The following is a 25,665-nucleotide window of genomic DNA, read 5'->3' on the forward strand; positions in this document are numbered from 1 at the left end:
AGGACCCGGTCGGACTCTCACAATGAGTGGACCAAAGATCGGGGGCAGGTCACCATCGGCAACTTAACCTACTCCGGATACAACACGGAGATGGGGAACCTTTCCTTTGACGCGAAGAAGAACATCCTTGAACAATCGAACTTCGAGCTCAACAAGCGAATCGTGCACGAGGCCAATTGGACAGAGTCACGAATCGAAGAGCGCAGTAAAGAAATGGCGGATCGCGCCCTGGCGATCTGGAAGCGTACATGACCACGACGACCCGCATCACGCAACAACAGCTCGAAAGCTACTTTGGGGCGCGGCGACGCTGCTGCGTGGGCTGATCGACGCCGGCGACTACAAGCAGTTCATCTTTCCGCTGCTCTTCCTCAAGCGCATCAGCGACGTGTACGACGAGGAGTACGCGCAGGCGCTGGCTGATTCCGGCGACGACACGAGCTTCGCCGCGTTCGCCGAGAATCACCGCTTCCAGATCCCAGATGGCGCTCACTGGAGCGACATCCGGTCGACAAGCAGCGGCCTCGGGCAGGCGATCCAGCGCGCGATGCGCGCCATCGAGACGGCGAACCCGGAACGGCTATACGGCATCTGGGGCGACGCGCAATGGACGAACAAGGACCGCCTCCCCGGACCGCACGCTGCGTGACCTCATCGAGCACTTCTCGACGCTGACGCTGTCAATCGCCAACGTGCCCGAAGACGAGCTGGGGCAGGCGTACGAGTTTCTCATCAAGAAGTTCGCCGACGACAGCGGCCACACGGCTGCGGAGTTCTACACGAACCGCACGCTCGTGCACCTCATGACGCGGATGCTACAGCCGCAGCCAAGCGAGTCGGTCTACGACCCGACGTGCGGTACCGGTGGCATGCTGCTGTCGGCGGCGGTCGAGCTGAAGCGGCAGGGCAAGGAGTGGCGCACGCTCAGGCTCTACGGTCAGGAACGCAATCTCATGACGTCGGCGATCGCCCGGACGAACCTGTTCCTGCACGGCATCGAGGACTTTCGTGTCGAGCGAGGCGACACGCTCGACGCGCCGACGTTCACGGAGGGCGACCGGCTGAAGACGTTCGACGTGGTGATGGCGAATCCGCCGTACTCGATCAAGCAGTGGCACCGCGATGCGTGGGCGTCCGACCGCTACGGACGAAACATGTACGGCGTGCCGCCGCAAGGCCGCGCCGACTACGCGTTTCTGCAGCACATCATCGCCAGCCTCGATGCGCGCACCGGACGATGCGCGATCCTCTTCCCGCACGGCGTCCTCTTCCGCGACGAGGAGCAGAAGATGCGCGAGAAGTGGGTCGCGCACGACGTCATCGAGTGCGTGCTCGGGCTCGGTCCGAACCTCTTCTACAACTCGCCGATGGAGGCGTGCATCGTCGTGTGCCGGATGAAGAAGCCGCCCGAGAGGGCCGGCGAGGTGCTGTTCATCGATGCAGTCGATCAGGTGACGCGAGAGCGGGCGCAAAGCTTCCTTGAGCCGCAGCACGTCGACCGCATCGTGCAGGCGTGCGAGGCGTTCGAGGACGTCGACGGATTCGCGAAGGTTGCGACGCTCGATGAGATCCGCAGCAAGGACTCTAACCTCAGCATCGCCCGCTACGTGCGCAAGGCGAACGGGACACCGAACGGCGATGGTGACGTCCCGTTGGCCGCCGTGCTCAGTGAGTGGCAGGCGAGCAGCCTGGAGCTACGTGAGTCGATGGAGCAACTCTTCCAAACGCTCGAGGAGGCCGGCATTGGTCGTTAGCGACAAGCCGCTCGTACGGCCAATGTCAGGCGATGGTTGGCGTCGCGTCCGTTTCGGCGATGTTGTGCGGAACGTGGACATCGCTGAGCGCGATCCGCTGTCGAAGGGACTCGAGCGGGTCGTCGGCCTTGAGCACATCGAGCCGGGTTCTCTGCACATTCGGGAGTGGGGCAACGTGGCCGATGGCACGAGCTTCACGCGCGCGTTCCGCGCCGGCCAGGTGCTGTTCGGGAAGCGCCGCGCGTACCAGCGAAAGGTCGCCTACGCCGGGTTCGACGGCATCTGCTCCGGCGACATCCTGGTGTTCGAGGCGGTGAGCGAGGAGATGATGCCGGAGCTGCTTCCGTTCATCGTGCAGTCAGAGTCGTTCTTCGAGCAGGCGCTGCAGACCTCCGCGGGCTCACTATCGCCGCGCACCAAATGGACGGAACTTGCGAAGTACGAGTTCGCGCTCCCGCCGAAAAACGAGCAGCGGCGGATTGCGGAGATCCTCTGGGCAGCGGATGCAGTGGTTCAGCAGCGCGACGAATTGTTCGCTTCGCTCCATGCAATGAGTGCCGCAGTCGACGACAAATGGTTCGGGCATGCATCTAAGGCCGTCGAACGAGTCGAAGCGGGTGCTATCTGCGACACGACTGTGGGTATTGTGGTAACCCCGGCAAAATACTACGTGCGCGACGGCGTCCCTGCGATTCGCTCGCTAAACGTCTTCCCCGATCGCTTCAATCTCGACGAGCTAGTACACATCTCCGATGGAGGGCACCGACTTCACCCGAAGTCGCAACTCCGTACGGGAGATGTCGTAATCGTTCGATCCGGACGACCAGGCGACGCGGCTGTGATCGGTCCACAACTTGATGGTGCCAATTGCATTGATCTGATCATCGCGCGTCCTGTGATGCGACTAAGGCCGCATTACCTAACCGGCTTCCTGAACTCAGAGTCAGGCCGAAGGCAGTTCTTGAGAGGGACGGCTGGAACCGCTCAGAAGCACTTTAACCTCGGGGCGTTCAGGAAGATGCTCATACCGCTCCCTCCCGCCCAAGACCAGGACCTCGCTGTACGCGAGTTCGCCGAGATCGACTCGGCGGCGACCCAAGTCGGAGCAATGCGCGATACGGACATCCAAGTGTGTAAGGCACTTCGCGAAGAGCTGCTCGCAGGAACGCGCTGCTGATGTTCAACGAAGCCAACGCCGTCGAAGCTCTGGTCCTCGACACGCTCGATCCGAAGCGACCTAAGCAGCCGGCTACGGGCGTCGCAGCGCCACGAACGCCGTTTTACGCCGGCGACTGGGTGTACGTGCCGGCGCTCGAGTTGGGACGCGCACCGGGCGATGTGCTGGTCGAGCCCGAACTGCGCGAGGCGCTCATCCGCCTGAACCCGGAAATTGCCGAGCGGCCGGACCGCGCCGACGAGGTCATCTACAAGCTTCGTGCCATCCTCCTCTCGGTGGGGAACGATGGGCTGGTGCGAGCGAACGAGGAGTTCGCGGCGTGGCTCAAGGGCGAGCGCAGCATGCCGTTCGGCCCGAACAACGAGCATCGCACGGTCCACCTCATCGACTTAGACGACATCAAGCGCAATCACTTCATCGCCACCAACCAGTACACGTACAAGGCGAACGTCGAGCGGCGCTTCGACATCGTCCTGCTCGTGAACGGCATCCCGCTCGTCATCGGCGAGGCGAAGACGCCGGTGCGACCCGCGGTCACGTGGTTCGACGGCGCGCACCAAATCAATGTCGACTACGAGAACAACGTGCCGCAGATGTTCGTGCCCAACGTCTTCTCGTTCGCCACCGACGGCAAGGAGTACAAGTTCGGCTCGATCAAGATGCCGCTCGAGCTGTGGGCGCCATGGCGTGACGCCGCGTTGGGGGAGGCATCGCGGCTGCCGGACGTCCGCACCACAGTCAGCGAGCAGCTCAAGCCGGAGGTCGTGCTCGGCATCCTGCGCCACTTCACCGTCTACGCGACCGACAAGAAGCACCGCAAGATCAAGATGATCTGCCGCTACCAGCAGTACTACACGACGAACCAGATCGTCGATCGCGTCATGGCGGGGTCGTATTCGCAAGGGGCTCATCTGGCACTTCCAGGGATCAGGCAAGTCGCTGCTCATGGTGTTCGCCGCACAGAAGCTGCGGCTGCATCCCGAGCTGAAGGCGCCGACAGTGCTGATCGTCGTCGACCGCATCGACCTTGACACGCAGATCACAGCCACGTTCAACGCAGCCGACGTGCCGAACTGCGTCGCCGCCGGCACCCGCGCCGAACTGCGGCAAATGCTCGAGCAGGACGTGCGCAAGGTCATCATCACGACGATCCACAAGTTCGGCGAGGCGCCTGGCAAGCTCAACGAACGCGACAACATCATCGCGCTGGTCGACGAGGCGCACCGCACGCAAGAGGGCGACCTCGGCCTCAAGATGCGGGAGGCGCTGCCGAACGCGTTCCTCTTCGGTCTCACCGGCACGCCGATCAACAAGCGCGACCGCAATACGTTCGCCGCCTTCGGCGCCGAGGAGGACGAGAAGGGCTACATGAGCCGCTACTCGTTCGACGAGTCGATCCGTGACGGTGCCACGCTGCCGCTGCACTTCGAGGCGCGGCTCGTGCAACATCGCGTCGACCAGGCTGCGATCGACGAGGCGTTCGCCAACATTACGGGCGAGCTGTCGGAGGAGGATCTCGAGAACCTGTCGAGCCGCGCGTCTCGCCTGGCGATCCTGCTCAAGGCGCCCGAGCACGTGCGCGCGGCCGTCAACGACATCGCCGAGCATTTCCAGGCGAAGGTGCAGCCGAACGGTTTCAAGGCGCAGGTCGTCGTGTTCGATCGCGAAGCATGCGTCGCGTACAAAGCGGCGCTCGACGAGATCCTACCGCCTGAGTGGAGCGAATTCGTGATGTCGGTCGGCCACGGCGACGATCAGGACTGGCGCGATCGTTTCGGGCGCAGCAAGGACGACGAAGAGAAGCTGCTCGATCGCTTCCGCGACCCGGCGGACCCGCTGCAGATCCTCATCGTGACGTCTCGGCTGCTCACGGGCTTCGACGCGCCCATCCTGCAAGCGATGTACCTCGACAAACCGATGAAGGACCACAACCTGTTGCAGGCGATCTGCCGGACGAACCGTCCGTATCAAGGGAAGTCGCACGGCCTCATCGTCGACTACCTCGGCATCTTCGATGACGTCGCGAAGTCGCTGAACTTCGATGAGCACGCCGTCCGGCAGGTCATCTCAAACATCGAAGAGCTGAAGAGACAGCTACCCGAGGCGATGGCTGCCTGCCTCGACTTCTTCATGGGAGTGGACCGTACCGTCGGCGGCTACGAGGGCCTGATCGCCGCGCAGGAGCGGCTTCCCGACAACCAGCGGCCGACAAGGATGACGCTGCTCCGGCGCTGCTGCCTCCTCGCGCACCGGCTCGACTGTTATGGCGCTGGGATTGACGATGCGAACCGCCCGGTCGATAATCGTCTCCCCAAAACGTCGCGAACGGAGGGAGCCATGGCCGCAAAATGGATGCTGAAAGGAGATGCGCTCGGGGCGTGCAGCTGTGACTGGGGATGCCCCTGCAACTTCGACGCGCCGCCGACAAAGGGATGGTGCCACGGCGGCTACTCGTTTCACATCAACGAAGGCGACTACAACGGTACGAAGCTGAGTGGCCTCAACGTCGGATGGTTCGGCAACTCGCCGGCCGCGCTCCATCTCGGAAACGTCGTCGGCCTGATCCTCGTAGACGAGAAGGCAGATGATGCGCAGCGTGCTGCGATCGGATAGATTTACGGCGGCGCCGTCGGTGGTCCGTTCGCGGCGCTGGCGTCGCTCATGGTGAAGGTCATAGGTCCCGAATACGCCCCGGTCCAGTGGAAATTCGACGGCCCTAACAGCTACGCCGTGTTCGGTGATCACGCCGAGACTCGCCTGGCGATGATCGAGAATCCGGTGACCGGCGACAAGAGCGGCTTCACACTGAAGATGACCGCCGGCCTTCTCACAGACGAAGCCGAACTGATGAAGTCATCGAAGTTCCGCATCAATCACCCGGAGATGTCGTACGACCACTCCGGCCAATACGGCGAAACCTTCCACTTCAACTACAGCGGAGATTAAGCATAGGAGGTCATCATGACGTGGCGCATCAAGGGCCGCAGTGCAGAACTGTGCAGTTGCAACATGCTCTGTCCATGCTGGCTCGGTCCGGAGGGACGTCCTGACCTGGGTTGGTGCGGTGGGGCGTTTGCCTTCGATGTTCAGGAGGGCGAATCCGACGGGTTGAGCCTTGTCGGCTCCAAGGTGGCGCTCACCGCCGAATGGCCCGGCAACTTCTTCGCCGGGAACGGCAAAGCCAGACTCTATATCGACGAGAGCGCCAGCCCCGAACAGCGTCGCGAACTCGAGGCGATCTTTAGCGGTCACAAAGGCGGGCACCTCGAGGGATTGTTCGGCGCCGTCGTCCAAACGTGGCTGCCAGCGCAATTCGTGAAGATCGACATCGACTGGGGCGACAAACTATCGCTCAAGGTCGGGGACGTGGGAGAGTGCACGCTCGATCCGGTGAAGGATCCGATGGGAAACAGAACCAGCGTTAAAGGCGCGGCCGCACAGGCCGGGTTTCAGATCGAGAGTATGGATCTGGCGAGCAGCAAAGGGAGCAACTGGAGAGATCCTGATCTGCGCCCATGGTCAGGCGATTCGGGCACACTCCACAAGTTCGACTGGAAGGCCTGATTGGGCGAGGAACTATCGATGACGGCAGCGGCGAGCGACTATCCGCTTCCGCGCGAGCGAAACCTGATCATCGTCACGCTCATCGCGCTTGCCGTTGCCGCATGGGCACTGATCATCTGGCAGTCGTCCATCAATGACGATGACGAGATGATGATGAGTCCCACGATGGGCCTGGCGGCGCCCGTCTTCCTCGGCATATGGATCGCCATGATGGTCGCCATGATGTTTCCGACGGCGATGCCGATGATCCTGACGTTTGCGCGCGTGCAGTCAGGTAAAGCCGCGCGCGGACAGACGGTTGTGCCCGTGTGGATCTTCGTCGCCGCTTATCTCCTGGTGTGGACCGCCTTCGGCGTCGCCGCCTTCGTGGTCGCTTCGGCCGGCGAAGAGCTCGCGGAACGCTCGATGTGGCTGATGGACAACGCCGCGCGCGTCGGCGGCGGCGTGCTGATCGTCGCGGGCCTGTACCAGCTCTCGCCGTTGAAGCGCACCTGCCTGTCGAGATGTCGCTCGCCTATGTCCTGGATCCTCAACTCATGGCGAGACGGTGCGGGCGGCGCGCTGCGGATGGGAGTCGAGCACGGCACGTATTGCCTGGGTTGCTGCTGGCTCTTGTTCGTGATCTTGTTTCCGCTCGGAATGATGAACATCGCTGCGCTGGCGCTCATCACGGCACTTATTTTCGCAGAGAAGTCGCTGCCGATCAGCCGCTCTGCGGGAATGCTCGCTGCACTCGCGCTGATCGCGTACGGCCTCTTAGTGCTTGCGTACCCCGACGTACTTCCCACCATGATCTAGTCACTGCTGCTTGCGGCCGCCGAGTAAGTCGGCCGGCGACGACCTCTTAATGGCGAACGAGGATTCGAGTCCGTCCACCTGTGCTAGACGGTCGAATCTACGACTGGCTCGCGAGGCCGGTCGTCTTGCTCTTGCGCGTCACTTGAGACAGAACTGAGAGTATGGCGATGGTCGGCTGGTCCGCGGCTGAGGACGGCCTTGCCAGGCACCAACGCCTGCTCGAAGAGAAGTCTGCGCTCCTCGAGCTTGCGCTCGAATCGGAACGCGAGCGCGGGCGCCGTGACCCGCTCACCGGCGCTCTCAACCATGCCGTGATCACCGGGGCGCTCAGCGATGCGGTCGCTGGCACCGAGAGCCGCTCGCTCGCTGTAGCCATGGTGGATGTTGATGGACTGAAGGCTGCCAACGACACCTACGGACACCAGATGGGCGACGCCGTCCTCGGCGTCATCGCCGAAGCGCTGGACCGTGACGGCGCTATCGTCGGGCGCTACGGAGGCGACGAGTTCATGGCCATCCTCCCCGGCGCCAACCGTGACGCCGCGGAACGGTATCGCAGCGCCGTCATGGCGGGGCTCGCCGAAGCGGACCTGACCGATGTCGAGACCGGCACGCGCGTCCCCGTCCTCGCGAGCATTGGCCTCGCGATCTACCCCGAAGAGGCGAACGCCGTCGAAGACCTGATCAAAGCATCCGACAGCGCGATGTTCGTCATGAAGCGCCAGCGCGCCGCGGGCGCCGCCGCGCACGAAACGACGCGGGCGCTCGCCTCGGACCGTGCCGCGACGATGGTCGGCGAGCTGGTGCCCTTCCTCACGACGCCGGGGAGCCTGGACGAGAAGCTCCGGTTGGTCGCGCAGCGCCTCACCACCGGCGCGGGATACGCCGGCGTCAGCTTTGCGCTGTTCAAGGAGGAAGAGAGCGATCCGGCCGACTTGAGTTCGTTCGCGGAGGCGCCCAGCGAACTCGTCGAACGATGGGACGAGGCCAACGAAGACGAGCCGGAAGTCGAGCAGCCGATCCGTCCTATTCTCGAGCGCACCCAGCGCCCGATGATCATGGACGACATCGCGACGACTCCGTTCATCAACGAACGGCGCAGCCTGCTGCTCTCCGCAAACATCCACTCCGCGATCGTCGCGCCGATGATCTGGCAGGGAAAAGTCGTCGGCACACTCTCCGCCGGCGGCAGGGACATCGCCGCCTTCGGCCCGCGCGATGCGCAGTTCCTGCACGCCGTCGCCACGCAGGTCACGGCGATCGTGCGTACCGCTTCGCTCGTCGAAGAACTGCAGTACGCCTCCAGCCGCCTCCTTCAATCGCACCAGGAGACCGTGCTCATGCTGGCGAGCGCCGCCGAGGCGCACGACCACTCGACCGGTCATCACCTCCACCGCGTCCGTTCGATCGCCGAAGCGCTGGCGAGCGAACTGGGACACGACGCCGAGGCGGCCAAGGAGATCGGCGTCGCCGCCGTCCTGCACGACATCGGCAAGATCCGCGTGCCGGACTACATCCTTGCGAGCGCCGAGTCTCTCGGCGATGAGGAATGGCGGCTGATGAAGCATCACACGGTCTGGGGCAGCGAGTTTCTCGGCGACCGGCCCGAATTCGCGCTCGCGGCCGCCGTCGCCCGCTGCCACCATGAGCGCTGGGACGGCACCGGCTATCCGGCGGGCCTCGTCGGCGACGAGATTCCGCTTGCCGCGGCCATCACCTCCGTCGCCGACAGCCTCGACGCGATGACCAACGACCGGCCCTATCGCAGCGCCCGCCCGCTGCAGGATGCCATCCTCGAGGTGCAGGCGTGGTCCGGCCGCCAGTTCAGTCCGCGCGTCGTCGATGCGCTGGTCCGCCTGTACGAGCGCGGTGTCCTGCCCGGGATGGCGGACGAAGACACTACCTCCACCGACGATCCCCAGAGCCTCGCTGCGTAGCGACCTGCTCGATCTGCTTACTGCTCTCCACGCGAGTCCGCCGCATAGACGCCCGCAGATGCGCCGGCGATCCGTCCAAAGACCGATCCGGCCATCAACCCCGAACCCCCGGCGTAGTTGAAGTAGAACAGCCCGCCCACCAGCTCGCCCGCCGCGTACAACCCGCGAATCGGCCGCTCGTCGCCGTCCAACACGCGCGCGGACTCGTCGATCCGCAAGCCGCCGAACGTGAACGTGATGCCGCATGTGACCGCGTAGCCGGCATACGGCGGCGTGTCGATCGGCAGCGCCCAGTTGGACTTCGGCGGCTCGACACCTTCCGTGCGCTTGCCATCAAGCACCGTCGGGTCGAACTCGCCCGCTTGCACCGCCGCATTGAACGCCTGCACGGTCCGCACCAGCCCGGATCTGTCGATGCCCAATGCGTCCGCGAGCGCATCGACGGAGTCCGCCTCGGCTTTGCTCACCTGCCGGATGCGGTACTCATCACGCAGCAGGTGCGCGACTTTCGCATCGAAGATCTGAAACGCCGCGCGATGCGGTTGCCGCAGAATCTCGCGTCCGTAGCGCGCGTACGTGTAGTTGCGAAAATCGGCCCCCTCGTCGACGAACCGGTCGCCATCCACGTTCACGACAATGCCGAACGGGTATGAGTGCTTCTGGTACAGATCGCCGATGTTCCGATTGCCGTATGGCGGCGCGTTCAAGTCCCACGCGACGGCGTGGCATCCGCTCCAGTGCCCGTACGACATGGCGCCCGCGTCCAGTGCCATGCGTATGCCATCGCCGGTATTGAATTGCGTGCCGCGCACCTTCGCCAGTTCCCATCCGGCGCCCAGGTAGCGCGCGCGCATCTCCGCGTTGGCCTCGAAGCCGCCGCACGCCAGCACGACGCTGCGCGCTTCGATCTCCCGCCGCCCCTCGGGCGTCCGGCACACAAGCCCCGCGCCGCGGCCGGTCGCGTCGATCCGCAGATCGGTCGCCTTCGCCTCGTACAGCACCTCGATACCGGCGCGCTCGGCGATCGCGAACAGCGCGTCCGACAGCCCTTTGCCACCACCGACGCACTCCGTGATCAGCCCGCCCCAGAACCGGCGGACGCCGCCGGACTCAAACGCTTGCCGCCCGTACTGCAACACCCACCTGACGCCGCGGTCGCGCATCCAGCACATCGTCGGATACGCGCGCTGCACGACGAGGTCAATGAGTCCGTCGTCGGCCAGGCCTTCGGAGACGCGCATCATGTCGGCATACATCTGCTGCGAGGGATACGCACCGACATCGATCGCTGCCGTCTCGGCTTCGCTCAGATCCGGGATCAACCGGCGGATGTCGTCGATACCCTCGTAAGGAAAGCGGAAGCCACCGCCGGTGAAATACGTGTTGCCACCCCGGAAATGCTCCGGCGCGCGCTCGAGCACGAGCACGCTCGCGCCTTGCTCGCGGGCCGAGAGCGCCGCGCACAGGGCGGCGTTCCCCGCCCCCGCGACGATGACGTCATACGTCTCTGTCACTGAGCTATCATGCGCCCGCGCTCCCTAAGGCTCCACCACGACGTTTGACGCCGGCCTCTCCGTCGCGGGAGAATCAGCGCGCTCGAACCACAACACGGAGGCGCCATGCCCGCAGCCCTTTCGGGGATCACCGTCATCGACTTCACCGAGTACATCGCCGGCCCCTACTGCACGATGATGCTCGCCGATATGGGCGCCGACGTGATCAAGGTCGAGCGGCCGCACGGCGACGCCTGGCGCCACACCGCACCCGTGGCGCCGTACGAGGGACGCGTGGCGCTCGGCGTGAATCGCGGCAAGCGCAGCATCGCCATCGACCTCGCCGCTCCCGCGGGGCAGCAGATCGTGCAGAAGATGCTCGCGCAGGCCGATGTGGCGGTGATGAACTACCGCCCCGGCGTCGCGGTGCGCCTGGGCATCGGCTACGACGAACTCGCGGCGGCGAACCCGCGCCTGATCTACTGCGAGAACAGCGCTTTCGGCCGCGAAGGCCCCTACGCGGGGCGTCCCGGCTTCGACATCCTGTCGCAGGCCGCGACCGGCATGATCCTCTACGAGAACAAGGTCGAGCGCGGCGGCACGCCCGGTTACATCTCGACACTCGCCGTCGCGGACCTGACGACCGGCATGTTCATGGCGTACGCCGTCGTATCGGCGCTGTTCGCACGCGCTTCGAGCGGCCTCGGTCAGCGAATCGAAACGAGCCTCTTCGCGTCGGGGCTCGCGGCGCAGTACCGCCCGCTCATGTCGATCGAAGACACGGACCGCCCGGTGCGCGAAGGATTCCTCGCTGAGCTGCGAGACCGCCGCGCCGAAGGCATCCGACACGAAGACGCGGAGGCGCTGCGACGCCAGTACGTCTCGCCGCGCGGCCGCAATAACTACTACCGTGTGTACGAGACGCGCGACGCGCTCATCGCCGTCGCATGCCTGCAGAACGAACAGCGGCGTGCATTGCGCGACGCGCTCGGCGTGAGCGACCCGACGGTCGACGGTCTGCGCTACGACTGGTTTTCCGAAGAAGTGCGCAGCACCCACAAGCAACTCGGCGAAGAAATGGAGAGCGCATTCCACCACCGGACGACCGCGGAGTGGATCGAAGCCTTGGATAACTCCGACGTGCCGTGCGGGCCCGTGAACTTCCCGGAGGAGATCTTCGAGCATCCGCACGTGCTCGCGAACGACCTGATGATCGATATAGAGCACGAGATCGTCGGCCCGCTGCGCATGCCCGCCTCCCCAGTACGCATGAGCCTGACGCCGCCCGCGACGCCGGCACCGCCGCCGCCGCTCGGCGCGCATAGCGTCGAGGTGCTGACGCAGTTCGGCTATCCGGAGCAGGAGATCAACCATCTCATCGAGCAAGGCGTCGTGTGGACGCGCGAGCGGATCATCGAGCGCGACCGCAAAATGGGCGAAGGGACGCAGTGACATGGACTTCCGCTTTCCACCCGAAGAGGAAGCGTTCCGCGAGGAGGTGCGCCAGTTTCTGCGGGATGAGATGCCGCAGCGCGCGCCGGACCGGATCGACGCCTGGCAGTTCCATCGCCAGTTCATCCGCAAGCTCGCCGAGCGCGGCTGGCTGACGCTGAGCTGGCCGAAGGAGTGGGGCGGCGCGGGCGCCGGCCATCTGCGACAACTCGTCTTCAACGAAGAGATGGCGCACGCCGACGCACCGGCGAACGACCTGGGCAGTGACCGCGTCGGACCGACGATCATCCTTCACGGCACCGACGAACAGAAGCAGCGTTTCTTGCCGGACATCATGCGCGGCGAGGCAGTCTGGTGTCAGGGCTTCAGCGAGCCGGGCGCCGGCTCCGACCTCGCGTCGCTGCAGGCGCGCGCGGTGATCGATGGCGACAGCTTCGTGATCAACGGCAGTAAGATCTGGACCAGCCTCGCGCATTTGGCGCAATGGATGGTCCTGCTCGCCCGCACGGAGCCTGACGCACCAAAGCACAAGGGCATCTCGTACTTTCTCGTCGATATGAACACCCCGGGCATCACGGTCACGCCGCTGGCCGACATGGCCGGACGGCACACGTTCAACCAGGTGTTCTTCCAGGATGCGCGCATCCCACGCGACGCGTTGCTCGGCGAACTCCACCGCGGCTGGTACGTGGCGACGTCCACGCTCGACTTCGAGCGCTCCGGTATCCAGCGCGTCATCGGATCGATGCGTACGTTCGGTGACCTGGTGGACTACGCTGCCGAACTGGCAGCGGGCGGGCATCCGGCCATCGGATATGACAGCGTGCGTCATCGGTTGGCCGACCTGAAGATCGAATTCGAGGTCGGACGCCTGCTCTCGTATCGCGTCGCATGGTTGCAGAGCCTGGGTCGCGTGCCGAACTACGAGGCATCGGTGTCGAAGTTGTTTGGCTCCGAACTGACGCAGCGCCTCGCGCGGACCGGCATGCAGCTTATGGGTCTCGGCGGCCAGCTTGCGCCGGGGTCAGCGTGGGCGCCGCTCGCCGGCCGCATCGAGTCGCTCTATCTGCAATCCGCTGCGCTGACCATCGCCGCGGGCACGAGCGAGATCAACCGCGGCATCATCTCGACGCGCGGGCTAGGTTTGCCGCGCGACTGACGTATGCGCGCGCGATGTCATAGCGTCGCTAAGCGAGACGATCGTCGATCAGCGCTCCCGCTACCAGCGCGTCGAAGTGCTCGAGTGCAGGGTCGCGCGGCGCGTCGATGCCGCGAAGCGGGCTCTGGTCATCCAGGTAGCGTCGCACGAACAGATCGGCCACGACGCCCTTGCGCGTATCGCCAAGCTCGCGTAGCTCCCATTCGGCCTGCTCGCAGAGCAGAGCGCCTGCGTAGACGTCGCCCATGAACTGCGCCAGCGGGAAGAGACGCGCCTCCGCCGTCACGCGGTCCAACTCTTTCCAGGCTTCGATGGCAGCCGACAGGTCGTCGATACGGCGCGCAAGGACGTTCGCCGCCGGCGATTCGCCCGCGTTCGCCACCGCCTCGCGCAACCGCTCGACGAGCGGCACGTCAGCCCGATCGCGTTCGATCGCCCGTCGCACGTCCAGGCAGAGGATGTTGTCCGGGCCTTCCCAGATCGTGTTGACCTGCGCATCGCGCAGGATACGCGCCACCGGCCACGTCTCGATGTAGCCGTTGCCGCCGTGGATCTCGATCGCATCGCTCGCCATCGTGATGCCGAGACGCGCCGTCTTCAATTTCACGATCGCCGGCGCGATGCGCAGCCGTGCGCGGCTGTCGCGCTGCCGCTGGTGGTTCGCGTAGCCCGCACCGTCGAGCACGAGCGCCAGGCCCGCTTCGACATCGACGATCATTTCCGCCAGCTTGCGTCGCATCAGCGGGTGGTCGACCAGCGTTTTGCCGAAGGCCGCGCGCGAGCGCGCATAGCAGAGCGACTCGACGAGCGCACGCCGCGCGCACCCGAGGCCCATCAGCGCCACGCCGATGCGCGCGTCGTTCGTCATCTGCATCATGCGGGCTAGCCCCTGGCCATCACCGCCGACATTCTCGGATTCGACGGGCGCGCCCGACATCAGGAATGCCTCGGCGTCGAGGAACTCGATCTCGCACGAGGCGACCGAGCGCGTACCCAGCTTGTCTTTCAACTGGCGAATGTGGACGCCGTTCGGCGTGCCGTCGCGGCGCTGGCGCATGACGAGAAACGAGCAGACGCCCTTCACGCTGTCCGGCGCGCCGATCGGCTTCGCCAGCACGACGAAGACCTGCCCGTTTGCGTTTGAAGCGAACCACTTGAGTCCGTTCAGCCGGTACGCGTCGCCGTCGGGTACGGCCGTCGTCTCCATCGCGCCCAGGTCCGAGCCGCCTGTGCGCTCCGTGAACATCTGCGCCGTCTCGCCTTCCCATTCGCCCGAGGCGAACTTGCCCAGGACGAGTTCGCGGATGTCCGTCGGCGCGAACTCGGCCACCAGACGCTGGATCATGCCGGAGCCCGTGCCGATGGCGCAGGTCATGCCGACCTCCGCCTGGTTCAACATGTAGGACTCCGCCATCGCCGGCAGTTCGGTCCGCACGCCCGCCGCGCGCGCAGCCTCAACCAGTGCCGCCGATGAAAATCGGTTCGCAAGCACATCGCGCTTCGTCTGTTGCGCGGACTCGGGGATCACGACCTCGCTGACGTCGTGGCCCCAGCGGTCGTACTTGACCAGGCGCGGCGGATTGCGGTCCGTCTCTTCCGCGCGACGCGAGACCTCCCCGCCCATCAGCTCTCCCCAGCGCTCGAGGTGCGGCTCCGCCCATGCCAGGTCGTCAGCCGGCATGTAGTAGCGCAGCGTGCGCTGCAGCGAGGGGTCGCACGTATACCAGTTCAGCCCCGTCGCCCCGGCATACTGCTCCGATGCATAGCGAGCCGCCTTCTCCGGCGTCGTGAAGGCGGACGTGGATGGCGAAGCCGTGCCGTTCGGCGCCGTCTGTTCGATGCGACTGCGGCGTTCGGTCGTCATAGCGCAACTCCTCGTGGACGCCGCCCAACGACGGTCGGCGCGGCCAGTTGAGAGCATGATAGATCGCTGCGCGCCGGGCGGCTCTCGCGAAGCTCATCGAGCGGCGGTTGTCCACATCCCGTGACGCCCGCAGAATGGGCACATCGACCTCGCAAAGCCGAAGGTCGATGTCGGACTCTTCACCGACGACCCCGAGCCCATGCTCGCCTGGTGGCGAGACGTCGCCGGACTGACGTACGAAGAGATGCTGCCGATGGGCGGCGGGCTGCGACAGCATCGCCACGACATGAACGGCTCCATCTTGAAGGTCAACGTGTCGCGCGACCCGCTGCCGTCGGAGCTTGAAGTAAGTCCGCTCGCTCGCTCGGTCTCGCCGCTGCCGTCCGGCGTGCAGAACTCAAAGCGAGTTTGGTGTTCTCGACGCCTCGCCGGCTCGACCATCGGACTGACATCGACCGCACGGGCCTCCCCTGGACATCTTCGATCAGTTCTGCGACGCCGAGGTATGCTGTGACGCTCTATGCGTCACCTGGAGGCTGTCTATGGACGAGTTCAAATCGGACCTTGCGGAAAATCTGAGAGCGGTCGAGGTGGCCCGCACCGCACTGCTGGAGCAGTTGCGAACGTTGCAACCCGACGATCTTCGCAGCACGCGGCGTGGAGGCTGGTCGGTGCAAGAAGTCCTTCGTCATGTGATCGATGCCGAGGTGTCCTACACAAAGGTCATCGGCTATCTGCGTTCGAGCCCGGTCGATCTCCCGAACGCGACCGACGAAGACGTTGCGTCGCCGAAAGCGGCGGAGGCTGCGTTGGCGCGCGCGCGAGAACGCCTCCTCGCGTTGATCCAGGGCGTCGACGAGCCGACGTTCTACGATCTTCGCGCGCTGGGGAAAGAGCAGTACAGCGTCGTAAGCGTGCTGGAAAACGTCGCCAGCCACGACCACGAGCACTTGGAGCAAATCACGAAGACGCTGGCCTCAGCCCGCGTTTGATCTAGCGCTCAGTGGCGAAACCGGCGTCTCGCCACGCCCCCATTCCGCCGTCCAGGTTGGTTACAACCTTGTGCCCTGCTCGCTCCAACAGAGACGTGGCGCTTGCGGCGCGCTCGCCGTGACCGCAGTACGCGACGATCGGCCGATCGTCGGGCAGTTCGTCCACCCGGCGAGCCAACTCGCCAAGTGGGACGTGTATGGCGCCGGGGATATGCTCTGCCGCGTACTCATCCCGTTCGCGCACGTCCAACGCCGTTGCTCCGGCCAGCAGGGATCCGCGGACCTCGGCAGCATCTGCCATCCTGGAGTCAGTGACGGGCAACCATGCTGCTTCCCACACATCGATGCCGCCGTCGAGCACGCCGCCGAACCGCTCGTAACCGACGAGCAGTGATTCGTCGATCACGCGCTCGACCGGAGCGTCGCCGGTGACGAACAGAAGCTGCGCGCCTTCCGGGACCAGCCATCCCAGCCACACCGCGAACGCATCTCGAAACGCGATGCTCAGCGAGCCGGGAATGTGCGCCCGGGCGTACGCATCCATCGGACGCGCATCGACGATCACCGCATCGCGTTGCAACGCGTCGAAGTCTCGCGCCGAAAGACGAGGAGGCGACGGGATATCGCGTCGCAGGCGTGGCACGTCCTGGTTGAATGCCCGCATCCTGAAGTAATACGCCGGCGCAGCCGGGAACGTGCCCGGGAACCAGCGCACGAAGTCATCCTCGTCCTCCACTCCCAACACCGGGTTCGATGCGCGTTCCTGTCCGAGCGTGGATGCGCGCTCGCCTCCGCTTCCAGCCGAGCAGAACGATCCACCGCCATGCGTCGGATGCAACCATGTCTCGTCGGGCAGAGCGCTGAACGCGGTCGTCAACGTGCGGAACTGGGCGCGCGTCAGGCGCTCCGTCATGTCGGGCGTAATCAGATCGGTGCGCGCGGCCCCGCCTACGATGAGGGAGCCACCGCTAAACAAGACCGGCGGCTGCGAAGCTGTTCTCGCCACGTAACTCAGATGCTCAGGTGTGTGGCCAGGAGTGCCTACCGCCTCGATCTCCACACCATCAAAGGCAAATCTCGCCAGCGCACCCACCGGCTCGTGTGGCAGGCGTGAGTGTGCGTCCCTGGGCAGGAAGAGTTTCGCGCCCACGGCAGCGGCAAGCTCGTGCGCGCCGCTCACGAAGTCCGCATGAAGGTGCGTTTCAAGCACGTGTTCTATGCGCCAACGCCGATCGGCCGCCGCGTCTAGATATCGTTGGACCGAGCGATCGGGATCGACCAGTAACGCCGTGTCATTGCCGAGCCCGACCAGGTACGAACTGTTGCCGAGCCCTTCGTGCACGAATGGAATGATGTTCATGTAACAGCCTCGATCGATGCGGCAGATGTTGGCGGGCGGAGCGTCAAGGCCGCGATCGCGCCGGATGCGACCGTCAACGCAGCGACAACCTGGATCGCCGTATTGAACCCGAATGCATCGGCGAGTAACCCCGCAGCGAGCGCGCCGCCGATCGCGCCGGCATCACGCCAGAAGCGATATACGCCAAGCGCCGTCGCCCGTTCTTCAGGATGAACGGCGTCGCCGGTCGCAGCGAGAAGCGCAGGGTAGACCATTGCCGTACCGAGTCCGAGGAGCGCGAGCGCGCCCAACCAGAGGCCGAACTCGTTCGAGAATCCGACGACGGAAATCGCAACCGCCTGCAGCAGCATACCGGCGACGATCAACGGCTTTCGTCCGGCAACGTCGCTCGCCCACCCGGTGAAAAGCTGCAGGCCTCCCCAGATTAGCGGATACGTCGCCGCGAGGATGGCCACGCGGTTGAGCGACAAGCCATGGCTGGCGAAGAACAACGGAAAGATTCCCCAGGCGAGCCCGTCGTTCAAATTATTCACGAAGCCGGTCTGCGAGATGCCGACGAGATGTCGGTCGCGCCACGTTCCCCGCGCAAAACTCCGTCCGAGCGACACGTCGGCCGCACGGCCCCGGGCAGCGACCGACTCCATCGCGACAAATGGCGCTGTATCCCGGATGAAGAGCACGCTCAACGCAAGCCCGCACGCGACGAACGCAATTCCCAAATACCACGGCTCGGGACGCAGTCCGTATTGCGTCGCGATCACTCCTGCTCCAAACGCGGCCGCCGCCACCGCGAGGTAGCCGGCCGCCTCGTTCAACCCGAGCGCAAGGCCGCGCCGGCGCGGACCCACCAAATCAACCTTCATGTTCACCGTCATCGACCATGCAAGGCCCTGGTTGATGCCGAGCAGCGCGTTGGCGCCGATCACCCACCCCCACGACGGCGCTAAGATGATGAGAAAAGGCACCGGTAGCCCGAAGAGCCAGCCAACAATCAGTATCGACCGGCGCGAGAAACGCTCCGACAACCGCCCGGCGAAGAGATTGGCGAGCGCTTTCGTAAGGCCAAACGTCGCGATGAACGACACCGCGACGGTCTTCGATGCAATGCCGAACTCATCGCGGGCGAGCACCGGCAGGATCGAGCGCTCCAGGCCCACCATCCCGCCGACGAATGCGTTCGTCGCCACGAGCAGCACGAACTGCTGCCAGTTCGCGGCCACGCCCAGGGTCCGTCCCGCGCCCCGTTTGGCTCCGCTCGCTCGTTCCGCCACGTTTCCCGTCGCGAGCTTCATATTCTGTCGAGATCTGCGCGTCCGAACAGCGCCCCATAGACGAGGGACGGTATGCACACGTGCGAGACAGTGATGAGCGCAGCCACCGCGACGAACGCGCCGCCGATGATGTATCCGGCGACGTCGAGACCGGCGTAGAAAAGCGTCCCCGCAGCGAGAAGCCAGGCGCTGCCCATCGCACAGGCGAACCGCCGCGGAGCGCCGTTGCGGGGCAGTTCCGGCGTCGCCGTGACGTGACGGATGCCGAGGTTGTAGATGAGGTCGAACGGATGGAATGGCAGTAGCCCGCCCAGCGCCGCGAACACCATCAACCCCCAGAGGATCGGTGGCGAAGCGAGCGCCGTGCCGATCGCCGCGATGGCCGCGCACAGCGCGGGCGACATCCGGAGCCAGATCTGCGTCCGCGCGAGCGTCGCGTCGTCGACACAGGAGTAGCCCTGGATGTCGAGCCGATGCTGAGCGTTGCCGAGAGCGCCATGCGCTACCTCGGCTTCACGCCCGAGAAGCTCACGCCGCGCGTGTCGAACTCCTTCGCGTCGGACTCGTGTTTCGACCCGGAATAGACGTCCGTTTCTGCGCCCCATCGCACGTTAAGAAATCCCACCTGGCCGAGCACCCATTGCCACTCTTCCTTCGTCAGCGCACCGGCGATGCAATTCGACCACAGCTCGACGTCGTCCTTCGCGTCTTGCGGAACGTCGACGTGCACGACGATATCACCGACCTGGAAGCGGCCGCCGGGCTTGAGCACGCGGTAGACCTCGCGCATCACGGCTTCCTTGTCGGGCGTGAGATTGAGCACGCCGTTGCTGATCACGACGTCCACGCTCGCATCGGGGACCGGCAATGCTTCGAGGTAGCCTTCACGTACGTCGACGTTGCGAAGGCCGAGCGCTTCGGCGCCTTCTCGCGCCTTCTCGCGCATCGCGGCCGTCATATCGACGCCGATCACGCCACCGGACGCACCCACGCGTAACGCGGCCTGCAGCAGGTCAAAGCCGGCACCGCACCCCATGTCGAGCACGACGTCGCCGGCGCTGATGTCGCCCATCGAAAACGGGTTCCCCGTACCGGCAAACGAATCGATCGCCGCCGATGGCAGCGTCTCGTAGGAGGACGCCGCGTAGCCAAGCATCTCTGCGAGCGGCCGCCCGGTGTGGAAGTGGAATCCCTTCTCCGGATCGAGCGCTACTTCCGTGTATTTGGCGCTGATCCCGCTGCGTAGTCGCTCCCGGTCGACGTTTGCGGCGGCTACTTGCTGGATCTTGTTCGTCATGTCGATGTCGACCTCCCTTGGTAGTTAGCGGATACGGCGATCCTAGCCGTCCGGCGCATCATTGTCAAGAGATTGCTTGAATAATTGACTATCCGCCGGGCATGAGGCACACTGGCGCCGTGGCTCATCGAGAATTCAAGGACAAGCTCTATCCCGAGTTCGCGCGCATCGCCCGGGCGTTGTCGAGCGATCGACGCCTGGAACTGGTCGACCTGCTCGTGCAGGCGCCGCGACGGGTGGAGGCCTTGGTGGAAGAGACCGGCATGACCATGGCCAATGTGTCGCAGCACCTCCAGGTGCTGAAGAACGCGCGTCTCGTCGAATCAGAGCGAAGCGGGACCGCCGTCACCTATCGGCTCGCGTCGCCCGCCGTCGTGTCGCTCTGGTTGGCGCTCCGCGGCGTCGCCGAGGACCGCCTGCCCGAGATAGGCAGACTTCGCGACCAATATGCGTCCGACGTCCGACAGGCGCTGCCACGAGCCGATCTCCAGCGGATGCTCAAGCGAGGTGAAGCTGTCCTGGTTGACGTTCGTCCGGCCGTCGAGTTTCAGCACGGCCATCTCCCGGGCGCGCTCTCCCTTCCAATCGACGAATTCGGAAAGCGGCTCAAGGACCTGCCGAGAGACAAACGCATTGTCGCGTACTGCCGCGGAACCTACTGCTTGTTCGCCGACGAAGCGGTCGCGCTGCTGCGAAAACGCGGCTACGACGCCGTACGCCTCGAAGGCGGCTGGCCCGAATGGATAGCTGAAGGGCGCGCCGTAGCCGTTCGATGACGGCCAGGAGCCCCTCGCCGTCGCCGACCGCGTCTAGGATGCGTGGCTCGCTGCCGCACGCTGGAGCGCGTTTACCTCTTCACCGCACAGTTACACATCGTCGGCCACGACCGGGGCGGCCCGAAGCCCTCTCCCGTGTGGCGATATGCCTCGGCTCCGCATAGAATTGAACATCATCCAGTCAACCAGCGGCCGCCCACGGCTTACACCACCGGGAAGAACGGGGAACCCAGATGGTTAACTTCGCACACACCGCACCCGATCAAGAGTCGGCCCTCAGGCGTGGCACGCGATGACCGACGAGACACAGTGCACCAAGCTCGCAGAAGAACTCGCGCTCGCACGCGCGACGGCGCTGAAGTATCCGACGGTTGCCGACGTGAAGGCGGCGGGCTGGAGGCAGATCACCCCGTACTTCCGGGCATCGCGGCGCATTTCATGAACTTCGGGCTCGTCGACGGCGAGTTCCACATCGAAGAACCGGAGATGATCCTCTACGACGGCACGAGCGATGACTCGCGCGTCGTCGGCCTGTCGTACTACATTCGGCACGCCGGAACTGCGGAGCCCACGCAGGGGTTCACCGGGAACAACGACCACTACCATCGGCACGATGCGCTGTGCGTGAACGGCAGCGGCGTCATAGGCGACAGCACGACCACCGAGGAAGAGTGCGCGGCGCGCGGCGGCCGCAAAGCCGACGGCCAGGCCGGTTGGATGAGCCACGCGTGGGTGGTGCCCCGGTGCGAGAGTCCCTGGGGCGTCTTCTCGGGCGCGTCGCCGGTCTTCGAGTCGGAGCTCACGAAGAACTCCGGCAAAGATGGCGGCGACTGCGCCGGCAGCGGCGTCCGAAGCCGTTTCGACCTCAGTCCGGGCGACGTATCGAACACACCGACTGACGTGGGCGGCTCGGTCGACCTCGTGGTGAGCGACTGACGCTGGACCGCTCATGCCAACGGACGGCCGGGTTGCACGCAGAGTCGCAACCTCTGCCGTAAGCAGGAGGGACGCGATGATTGTGGGGCTCCATGGTCTGTTCTACACAACGGATCCGGAAGCGGCGCGCGCGTTTCTGCGAGACAAGCTCGGACTGCCGTCGTACGACTCCGGTGGCGGCTGGCTGATCTTCGACGTCGCATCCGCCGACATCGGCTGCCACCCATCGGACCGCGCCTATCACGCCGTTTCGTTCTCCTGCGACGACATCGACGCAACCGTCGCCGAGATGAGCCAGCGAGGCGTGATCTTCAACCAGCCGGTCGCCGAAGAGGACTGGGGCCGCGTGACGTCGTTTGACCTTCCTGGCGGTGGCCCGATCCCGCTCTATCAGCCCAAGTACAAGTGAGCCACGTGCATGTTGAGGCGTATTCGCGCGCGCACGATGCTTGACGATGGGCAAGCTGGCCAGCTCTGGACCAGCGCAGAAGTCTACGAACGATACGTGGGGCGCTGGAGCCGCCTGGTTGCGGACGAATTTGTTCCCTGGCTCGCCGCTCCGGCGAACGGACGCTGGCTCGACGTCGGGTTGGGCACAGGCGCTCTCAGCGAGACGATCATCGCGACGCAGGATCCCGCCTGGGTGCACGGAGTCGATCTCTCGAAAGCGTTCATCAGTTCCGCTCGCGAGCAGATCCGCGATCGCCGCATGACCTTCGCCATGAGCGCCGCGCAGTCGGTCGCGGCACCTGAGCGCGTATTCGACATCGTCGTGTCCGGTCTCGTGCTTAACTTCGTCCCCGACCCGCGCGACGCAGTGCTCGAGTTCGCCCGCGCCCTGCGATCGGGCGGCATTGCAGGTGTGTACGTCTGGGATTACAGCAGCGAAATGCAGATGATGCGCCACTTCTGGGACGCCGCTGGTGCGCTTGACCCGGCGGCGCGTGAACTCGACGAAGGGCAACGCTGCTCCATCTGCCAGCCCGAACTGCTGACGGCGCTGTTGCAGTCGGCCGGCTTCCAAACCGTCGAGGCGCGCGCCATCGACGTACCGACGGTCTTCACAGATTTCGACGACTACTGGCAACCGTTTCTCGGCGGCCGCGCGCCGGCGCCTGCGTACGCCATGTCCTTGAGCGAAGATCGCCGCTCCGCGCTGCGAGAGCTGATAAGACGACGTCTGCCCACGGAGGGCGATGGTTCGATTCGGTTGATCGCGCGGGCGTGGGCGGTGAAAGGGACGGCGCCTTGACGCTCGCCGCGGTGGCTCAAGCGATGGTTGCGGCCACCGCGCCAGCGACAGCGCTCGCGGTCCGTAATACTGCGCACACCTTCGTCCCCGGCCATCACAGAGGAGATCTCGACATGCAGGAACAGGTCATCGGTCCCGCCCCGGACGTCACGCTGAAGGCCATCGGACACGCCGCAAGCTCACCTTCAACAATCTTGGCGCAACGGCGCTCGTCGTCTGCGTCGCGCGCCAGACATCCGACCAGCCGCAACACGTCGTGACGGCGGTGCGCGAACGCTATCCGGAAGCGGCGCAGGTCACGATCATCAGCGTCGCCGACGGGCGCCCCTTCCCGAAGCTCATCCGTAAGATCGCCGAGCAGATCATGAAGTCGTCGTACAACGACGCCGTCAAAAACCTGCTGCCCGGCCGGGATCCCGAGCATTACGTCCTGATCACGCCGGATTGGGACGGCGCTGTCTTCAAGGCGCTTGGCGTCGAGGACGTGACGAAGCAGATCGCAATCGCCGTCATCAACAAGCAGGGCGATATCGTCGGCACGTACCAGGGCGACGATGCACCAGCTCAGGCGCTGGCGCTGGTCGATCGCGCCGGCGTCTAGACCCGCACGACACCTTAGAAGGGGTGCACCACCTCGGGTGACCCATTGATGGTCAACGCGGCAGGGTGGAATGGCGCTGAACGTCGTGCAAGGGCCATCGGCTCAGCCGGCGCGCCCAAAGCGGCGGCCGCCGTCGAAGCCCTGCCCTGTCACATGCGGTCTAAGCAACGACCGACACGAGCGAGAGTGCCGCGCAGTTCAGCCGTCCCGCGGCTAGGCCCGTCGTCGGCCTCAGCGCCGGAGCCGCTCGCCAGCCCGCCGCAGCGAACGCCTTCGCCGCCGCATGCCTGACCAGAGGTCGCCCACGTCGGCGATACGCGTGGCCATCGTCCTCAGCGTAAACGTTTGTGGGCCCGCAGTTCCGCGCTCGATCTCCTGCCACGTGCACGGTGCGGACACGGGCGCTCCGCGTTTCGCGCGGACGGCGTACGGAGCGGCAAACGTCGCGCTGTAACCGTTGCGGCCCGTGTCGATGTAGATGCGTCCGCGACGCGCTGACTTGCTGAATTCTTGCGTCAGCGCATCGGGATGACGGCTGACGACCTTCGATCCCACATCGTGCGCGAAGCGTGATACCTCCTCGAAGCCCTCCTTCGCGTCCAGCGGCACGACGATGTGATACCCCTTGGAGCCGGACGTCTTCACCCAGCTCGGCAGGCCAAGCTCGTCGAGCAGATCGCGTAACGCGAGCGCGGCGTTACGCAGTTGGTCCGGCTCATCTGCCGACGGATCGAGGTCGAAGACGCAAAGATCGGGCTCGTACAAGTGCGGCGCACGCGACGTCCACACGTGCGGCGTGATGCAATTCTGGTTCGCGAGCCAGAGCAACGATCGCGCGTCGTTGGCAAGCGGGTGGCGCACAGTGCCGTCCTTCTTCGGCACCTCGACGCGTTGCAGCCACGCCGGGAAGCCCTTCGAGACGTCCTTCTGCATGAAGCCATGCTTGCCGATGCCCGACGGATAGCGCTCCATGGTGACCGGCCGGCCGCGGACGTGCGGCAGCATCAGCGGCGCGATCGCCTCGTAGTACGCGGCGAGTTCACCCTTCGTGATGCCGTCGTCGGGAAACAGCACCTTCTCCGGATGCGTGATCAAAGCGTCTCCCGCACGACGTCGCGCGCCGCCTTGTCGATGCGGACGCCGAGCAGCCGTGGATGCCGCAGCTTGCCGTGTACCGTCCACTCCGCAAAGGCCACCTGGACCACGATCTCAGGGCGCGTCCAGTGCGCGCGCTTCGGCAGGCCAATCGCCCTCGTAAACGGTGGCGCCGGCACCTCTAATCGGTCGAGCCGCGCGCGAAGGTCGAGCAGCAGCTTCGTGTCGAAGCCCGTGCCCACCTTGCCGGCGAACACGAAATCGTCGCCGTCGTAGTACCCGATGAGCAGCGAGCCCAGCCCGACGCGTCCGCCGCGCGGATCCGTGAATCCGCCCACCACCAACTCCTGCGTCGCCTCGCACTTCATCTTGAGCCAGTGCGGCAAGCGACGATGTTCGTAGCGCGAATCGCGGCGCTTCGCGATCACGCCTTCCCAGCCCTCGTTGCACGCCCGCTCCCACGGCTTGGCATCGTCGAGACGTTCGACCAGTGTCAGAGGCGACCGCAGCCGTAGCCTGCTCAGCCGTTGCCGTCGCTCCTCAAGCGGAAGCGCCGTGACGTCGCGGCCTTCGAGCCACATGATGTCGAAGACGTTGTACGCGACCTCACCCCGCTTGCCCCACACGCCTGTCGCTTCGCCGTCGAGGATCACGTTGCGCACGCCGAGTTCGGCGACCGCCTCGACGACGGAAGGATAGTTCGCATTCTGCAGCAGCCGGTTACGCGAAAGAAGCCGGACGTTACGCCCGTTCTTGAATGCGAGCAGGCGAATGCCATCGAACTTGCGCTCGAACACCCACTCCGGTGCCGTGAACCGCTCCTGCGTGAGCGTCGCGGCCATCGGTTCGACCCAGTCGGGGAAGGCGGATGTCACGGAGCTGTCCTG

Annotated in this window: 24 protein-coding genes and 3 pseudogenes; 19 read left to right on the forward strand and 8 right to left on the reverse strand. The window is 65.1% G+C overall.

Annotated elements, in window-relative coordinates; translation table 11 throughout:
* From WEB52_13240 to WEB52_13275, 8 genes and pseudogenes are all read left to right on the forward strand, one after another.
* Nucleotides 1-252, forward strand: a 252-nt coding sequence (locus tag WEB52_13240) for an HNH endonuclease family protein (protein ID MEX2227404.1), incomplete at its 5' end; no start/stop codon positions are given.
* Nucleotides 249-1,754, forward strand: a pseudogene (locus tag WEB52_13245) (class I SAM-dependent DNA methyltransferase). The gene WEB52_13240 and the pseudogene WEB52_13245, both read left to right, overlap by 4 nt.
* A gap of 73 nt (nt 1,755-1,827) precedes the next feature.
* On the forward strand, nt 1,828-2,931 hold the full coding sequence (locus WEB52_13250; protein MEX2227405.1) for a restriction endonuclease subunit S: 1,104 nt from the start codon (nt 1,828-1,830) through the stop codon (nt 2,929-2,931).
* A pseudogene (locus WEB52_13255) lies at nt 2,931-5,133 on the forward strand (HsdR family type I site-specific deoxyribonuclease). Before WEB52_13250 ends, WEB52_13255 begins: the two are co-directional and overlap by 1 nt.
* Nucleotides 5,134-5,319: 186 nt before the next feature.
* A pseudogene (locus tag WEB52_13260) lies at nt 5,320-5,877 on the forward strand (DUF1326 domain-containing protein).
* Nucleotides 5,878-5,892: 15 nt separating this feature from the next.
* Nucleotides 5,893-6,495, forward strand: coding sequence for a DUF1326 domain-containing protein (locus WEB52_13265; protein ID MEX2227406.1), 603 nt, complete (start codon nt 5,893-5,895; stop codon nt 6,493-6,495).
* Entirely contained in the window at nt 6,496-7,293 is a 798-nt protein-coding gene (locus tag WEB52_13270) for a DUF2182 domain-containing protein (protein MEX2227407.1), read from the forward strand.
* A gap of 167 nt (nt 7,294-7,460) precedes the next feature.
* Nucleotides 7,461-9,230, forward strand: coding sequence for an HD domain-containing phosphohydrolase (locus WEB52_13275; GenBank protein MEX2227408.1), 1,770 nt, complete (start codon nt 7,461-7,463; stop codon nt 9,228-9,230).
* A gap of 17 nt (nt 9,231-9,247) precedes the next feature.
* Here WEB52_13275 and tcuA read toward each other — a convergent pair whose 3' ends face one another.
* A complete protein-coding gene (tcuA, locus tag WEB52_13280) occupies nt 9,248-10,744 on the reverse strand; it encodes an FAD-dependent tricarballylate dehydrogenase TcuA (GenBank protein ID MEX2227409.1) in 1,497 nt (498 codons plus the stop codon).
* Between the two features lie 105 nt (nt 10,745-10,849).
* Between tcuA and WEB52_13285 the strand changes: the two genes are divergently transcribed.
* Nucleotides 10,850-12,175 carry a CoA transferase gene (locus WEB52_13285; protein MEX2227410.1) on the forward strand — a complete coding sequence of 442 codons (1,326 nt, stop codon included), beginning with the start codon at nt 10,850-10,852 and terminating at the stop codon, nt 12,173-12,175.
* 1 nt (nt 12,176) lies between these two features.
* Nucleotides 12,177-13,334 carry an acyl-CoA dehydrogenase family protein gene (locus WEB52_13290; protein ID MEX2227411.1) on the forward strand — a complete coding sequence of 386 codons (1,158 nt, stop codon included), beginning with the start codon at nt 12,177-12,179 and terminating at the stop codon, nt 13,332-13,334.
* A 28-nt stretch (nt 13,335-13,362) separates the two neighbouring features.
* On the opposite strand, the gene WEB52_13295 is transcribed toward WEB52_13290, so the two are convergent.
* On the reverse strand, nt 13,363-15,198 hold the full coding sequence (locus WEB52_13295; protein ID MEX2227412.1) for an acyl-CoA dehydrogenase family protein: 1,836 nt from the start codon (nt 15,196-15,198) through the stop codon (nt 13,363-13,365).
* Nucleotides 15,199-15,397: 199 nt separating this feature from the next.
* Between WEB52_13295 and WEB52_13300 the strand changes: the two genes are divergently transcribed.
* Both WEB52_13300 and WEB52_13305 read left to right on the forward strand, forming a co-directional pair.
* On the forward strand, nt 15,398-15,712 hold the full coding sequence (locus WEB52_13300; protein ID MEX2227413.1) for a hypothetical protein: 315 nt from the start codon (nt 15,398-15,400) through the stop codon (nt 15,710-15,712).
* A gap of 28 nt (nt 15,713-15,740) precedes the next feature.
* Complete coding sequence (locus tag WEB52_13305; GenBank protein ID MEX2227414.1) at nt 15,741-16,190, forward strand: DinB family protein; 450 nt, start codon at nt 15,741-15,743, stop codon at nt 16,188-16,190.
* 1 nt (nt 16,191) lies between these two features.
* Here the strand turns inward: WEB52_13305 and WEB52_13310 are convergent, their stop codons facing one another.
* The 4 genes from WEB52_13310 to WEB52_13325 form a co-directional block, all read right to left on the reverse strand.
* Nucleotides 16,192-17,550 (reverse strand): rhodanese-like domain-containing protein, encoded by a 1,359-nt coding sequence (locus tag WEB52_13310; GenBank protein MEX2227415.1) that lies wholly within the window; start codon nt 17,548-17,550, stop codon nt 16,192-16,194.
* A complete protein-coding gene (locus tag WEB52_13315) occupies nt 17,547-18,770 on the reverse strand; it encodes an MFS transporter (GenBank protein ID MEX2227416.1) in 1,224 nt (407 codons plus the stop codon). Before WEB52_13315 ends, WEB52_13310 begins: the two co-directional genes overlap by 4 nt.
* Nucleotides 18,771-18,838: 68 nt before the next feature.
* On the reverse strand, nt 18,839-19,225 hold the full coding sequence (locus tag WEB52_13320; GenBank protein ID MEX2227417.1) for a DUF4395 family protein: 387 nt from the start codon (nt 19,223-19,225) through the stop codon (nt 18,839-18,841).
* Between the two features lie 98 nt (nt 19,226-19,323).
* Nucleotides 19,324-20,118 (reverse strand): methyltransferase domain-containing protein, encoded by a 795-nt coding sequence (locus tag WEB52_13325; protein ID MEX2227418.1) that lies wholly within the window; start codon nt 20,116-20,118, stop codon nt 19,324-19,326.
* 101 nt (nt 20,119-20,219) lie between these two features.
* Here WEB52_13325 and WEB52_13330 point away from each other — a divergent pair, with 101 nt between their 5' ends.
* From WEB52_13330 to WEB52_13360, 7 genes are all read left to right on the forward strand, one after another.
* Entirely contained in the window at nt 20,220-20,894 is a 675-nt protein-coding gene (locus WEB52_13330; GenBank protein MEX2227419.1) for a metalloregulator ArsR/SmtB family transcription factor, read from the forward strand.
* Between the two features lie 292 nt (nt 20,895-21,186).
* Nucleotides 21,187-21,336 (forward strand): hypothetical protein, encoded by a 150-nt coding sequence (locus WEB52_13335; GenBank protein ID MEX2227420.1) that lies wholly within the window; start codon nt 21,187-21,189, stop codon nt 21,334-21,336.
* Nucleotides 21,333-21,830, forward strand: a complete 498-nt coding sequence (locus WEB52_13340) for a hypothetical protein (GenBank protein MEX2227421.1) — start codon at nt 21,333-21,335, stop codon at nt 21,828-21,830. Before WEB52_13335 ends, WEB52_13340 begins: the two co-directional genes overlap by 4 nt.
* A gap of 76 nt (nt 21,831-21,906) precedes the next feature.
* The gene (locus WEB52_13345) at nt 21,907-22,239 is read left to right on the forward strand and encodes a VOC family protein (protein MEX2227422.1); all 333 of its coding nucleotides are present in this window, start codon (nt 21,907-21,909) and stop codon (nt 22,237-22,239) included.
* A 36-nt stretch (nt 22,240-22,275) separates the two neighbouring features.
* Complete coding sequence (locus WEB52_13350; protein MEX2227423.1) at nt 22,276-23,082, forward strand: class I SAM-dependent methyltransferase; 807 nt, start codon at nt 22,276-22,278, stop codon at nt 23,080-23,082.
* Nucleotides 23,079-23,342, forward strand: coding sequence for a hypothetical protein (locus tag WEB52_13355; GenBank protein MEX2227424.1), 264 nt, complete (start codon nt 23,079-23,081; stop codon nt 23,340-23,342). Before WEB52_13350 ends, WEB52_13355 begins: the two co-directional genes overlap by 4 nt.
* Nucleotides 23,339-23,683, forward strand: a complete 345-nt coding sequence (locus tag WEB52_13360; GenBank protein ID MEX2227425.1) for a hypothetical protein — start codon at nt 23,339-23,341, stop codon at nt 23,681-23,683. Before WEB52_13355 ends, WEB52_13360 begins: the two co-directional genes overlap by 4 nt.
* A gap of 231 nt (nt 23,684-23,914) precedes the next feature.
* Here WEB52_13360 and ligD read toward each other — a convergent pair whose 3' ends face one another.
* Entirely contained in the window at nt 23,915-24,778 is an 864-nt protein-coding gene (ligD, locus tag WEB52_13365; GenBank protein MEX2227426.1) for a non-homologous end-joining DNA ligase, read from the reverse strand.
* Nucleotides 24,775-25,653: an RNA ligase family protein gene (locus WEB52_13370; GenBank protein ID MEX2227427.1), complete on the reverse strand. Its 879-nt coding sequence runs from the start codon at nt 25,651-25,653 to the stop codon at nt 24,775-24,777. The genes ligD and WEB52_13370 overlap by 4 nt, the downstream gene beginning before the upstream one ends.
* Nucleotides 25,654-25,665: the final 12 nt, after the last annotated feature.

This window comes from Dehalococcoidia bacterium (assembly GCA_040902535.1).
In the GTDB taxonomy this organism is placed as follows: Bacteria; Chloroflexota; Dehalococcoidia; order DSTF01; family JACRBR01; genus JBBDXD01.